Genomic DNA, 3,115 nt, shown 5'->3' on the forward strand with positions numbered 1-3,115 from the left:
CCGCGGCGGGGCCGCGCGGCGCCGCCTGTGTGGGCCCCCGCGGGGGGGGCGCCGCCCCCCCCCCCCCCCCCCCCCCCCCCCCCACCTCTGTCTCAGCCCAGCGTCGTCACCGTGAGCTCGCCGTCCGCGTACTGCTTGCGGAGCACCTTCTTGTCGAACTTCCCGACGCTCGTCTTGGGCACCGCCGGGATCTGCGTCCAGCGCTCCGGCAGTTGCCAGCGCGCGACGCTCTCGCCGAGGAAGCCGCGCAGCTCCGCGTAGTCGACGCTGGCGCCCTCCTTGGGGACGACGGCGGCCAGCGGGCGCTCGCCCCACTTCTCGTCGGGCACCGCGACGACGGCCGCCTCCGCCACGTCCGGGTGGGCCATCAGTTGGTTCTCCAGCTCCACCGACGAGATCCACTCGCCGCCGGACTTGATGACGTCCTTGGCCCGGTCGGTCAGCGTCAGGTAGCCGTCCGGCGTGATGGTGCCGACGTCACCGGTGCGCAGCCAGCCGTCCGGGCTGAACTTGTCCTCCGGACGCAGCGGCTCGCCCGCGGCGCCCCCGTAGTACGCCGCCGCGATCCACGGCCCGCGCACCTCAAGTTCGCCGGCCGACTGCCCGTCCCACGGCTGGAAGGTGCCGTCCGCGCCGGCGAGCCTGGCCTCGACGGAGGCGGGGAAGCGGCCCTGCGTCAGCCGGTACGCCCAGGTCTCCTCGTCGGAGAGGCCGTGCGGCGGGTGCGAGATGCAGCCCAGCGGCGACGTCTCGGTCATCCCCCACGCGTGCACCACCCGCACCCCGTGCCGCTCCTCGTACTCCCGCATCAGCGACGGCGGGCAGGCGCTGCCGCCGATGATGACGCTGCGCAGCGACGCCACCTCGCGCGGCCTCGCGTCCAGTTCGGCCAGCAGCCCCTGCCAGATGGTGGGCACGGCCGCGGCCAGCGTCGGCCGCTCGTTCGCGATCATCTCGGCCAGCGGCGCCGGCTGGAGGAAACGGTCCGGCATCAGCAGCCTGGTGCCCGCGAGGAACGCGGCGTGCGGCAGCCCCCAGGCATTCACGTGGAACATCGGCACCACGGGCAACATGGTGTCCGCCACCGTCATCCCGAACGCCTCGGCGTTGTTGACCTGCATGGCGTGCAGGTAGAGGGAGCGGTGGCTGTACGCGACGCCCTTGGGGTCGCCGGTGGTGCCCGAGGTGTAACAGAGCACGCCGGCCTCGCGCTCGTCCACCTCGGGCCAGTCGTAGTCGGTGGGGCGGCCGGCCAGCAGTTCCTCGTAGTCGTGCACCTGCGGCCCGGCGTCCACGAGCAGCGACCGGTCGCCCGGGCCCGCCACCACCACGTGCTCGACCGACGGCAACTGCGGCAGCAGCGGGGCGAGCAGCGGCAGCAGCGAACCGTTGACCAGCACGACCCGGTCGGCGGCGTGATTGACGATCCAGGTGAGCTGGTCGACGGGGAGCCGCAAGTTGAGGGTGTGCAGCACGGCGCCCATGGACGGCACGGCGAGGTACGCCTCAAGATGGAAGGAGTTGTTCCACATGAGGGTCGCGATCCGTTGGTCGCCGTCCACCCCGAGCTCGTCCCGCAGTGCGTGCGCGAGCTGCGCCGCCCGCGCCCCGACCGCGGCGAACGTACGTCGCTCCGGTTCGCCGTCCCCGGTCCAGGTCACGACCTGCGAGTTGCCGTGCACCGTCGAACCGTGCCGCAGGATGCGACTGACGGTCAGCGGTACGTCCTGCATCGTGCTCTGCACCGGGGCCTCCCGAAAGGGTGTTACGCGCGGGTAAGGGATGCGCCGAATATCGCAGCCGACCGCCCGGCATGTCACTAGTTCCCGCGGGCCGGCCACGTCCTGGCCAGGATCATCCCTCCCGCCCCCACCCGCCGCACCGCACGGGCCACGTTCGCGCCCGCGCGGGAGGGCGCGGGGTGGCATCGGCGTACGGGCATCCGCGTACGGGCCGGGGCACGGGGAGCCGTGGGGTGCGGACCGCGGCGTGCGGCGGGGAGGCACGGCACACCGCGGCGTACGGGGCGGGACCCACGCGGGTCGGTGGTGCTACGCGGCCCGGCTCAGCTCGGGGTCCTCGCGGAGCTTGCCGAGGGCGCGCGAGACGGCGCTCTTGACGGTGCCGATGGAGACGCCGAGCACCTCGGCGGTCTGCGCCTCGCTCAGGTCCTCGTAGTACCGCAGGACGACCATGGCGCGCTGCCGGTCCGGAAGCCGCACCACCGCGCGCCACATCGCGTCCCGCAGCACCTGCTGCTCGGCGGGGTCGGGCGCCGGCACCGGGTCGGGCTCGGGCAGCTCCTCGCAGCTGAACTCGTCGACCTTGCGCTTGCGCCACTGCGAGGTGCGCGTGTTGACCAGCGCCCGGCGGACGTAACCGTCCAGCGCCCGGTGGTCCTCGATCCGCTCCCACGCCAGATACGTCTTGGTGAGCGCCGTCTGAAGCAGGTCTTCCGCGTCGCTGGGGTTCGCGGTCAGGGAGCGGGCCGTACGCAGCAGCACCGGCCCGCGCTCCCGTACGTAGGAGGTGAACGACGGGAACCCGGCAGTGCTAGCAGTGGATGCGCTGTTGCACACAGGCGTGGTCATGGGCTCAACGCTAGGAGCGCGCGGTGCCCTGCGGATCGGCCGTAGGTGCCGAAGCGAGGTCCGCCTCTGGTTGTACGGGTGGTGCTGGCACCACCTCCTTCGGGCGGAGGGCGCGCGGGGTCTTTCAGGGTTGCGCACCGGGGCCTAGCGCGGCAGGGGCCTCGGGGAGAGCGCGACACGCCGGCCGCTGAGACCCTTTCGACCCCGAATCATCCCTGAGTACGAGGGGGGACCCACGGCCCATCGCGGCCCACCGTGATCCGCCGCGATCGGCCGCGATCCGCCGCGATCTCTGCGTGCGGCGGCCGGGGTGTGCGCCGGGGACGGCCGGGGTGTGCCCCGGCGGGGCCGGTGCGCTCCCTGCGGAGGCGGCGTGCTCCCCCGCGGGGCGGCATCGGAGCGTACCGGTGCTGGTGCGGGACCGTACCCGGTGCCGGGGGGGGCCCGCCCCCCGGGGGGGGGGGGGGGGGCGGGGCGCCCCGGCGGCGGGGGCGGGGGGGGGGGGGGGGGGGGGGGGGGGGGGG

At 74.2% G+C, this 3,115-nt stretch carries 2 protein-coding genes; both read right to left on the reverse strand.

Annotation, left to right across the window (positions count from 1 at the left end):
* Positions 1 to 92: 92 nt before the first annotated feature.
* Complete coding sequence (locus tag AAHZ94_RS31565; RefSeq protein WP_349997138.1) at positions 93 to 1,745, reverse strand: long-chain fatty acid--CoA ligase; 1,653 nt, start codon at positions 1,743 to 1,745, stop codon at positions 93 to 95.
* Positions 1,746 to 2,051: 306 nt separating this feature from the next.
* Entirely contained in the window at positions 2,052 to 2,591 is a 540-nt protein-coding gene (locus tag AAHZ94_RS31570; RefSeq protein ID WP_349997139.1) for a SigE family RNA polymerase sigma factor, read from the reverse strand.
* Positions 2,592 to 3,115: the final 524 nt, after the last annotated feature.

It is taken from the genome of Streptomyces sp. HSW2009, assembly GCF_040240285.1.
In the GTDB taxonomy this organism is placed as follows: domain Bacteria; phylum Actinomycetota; class Actinomycetes; order Streptomycetales; family Streptomycetaceae; genus Streptomyces.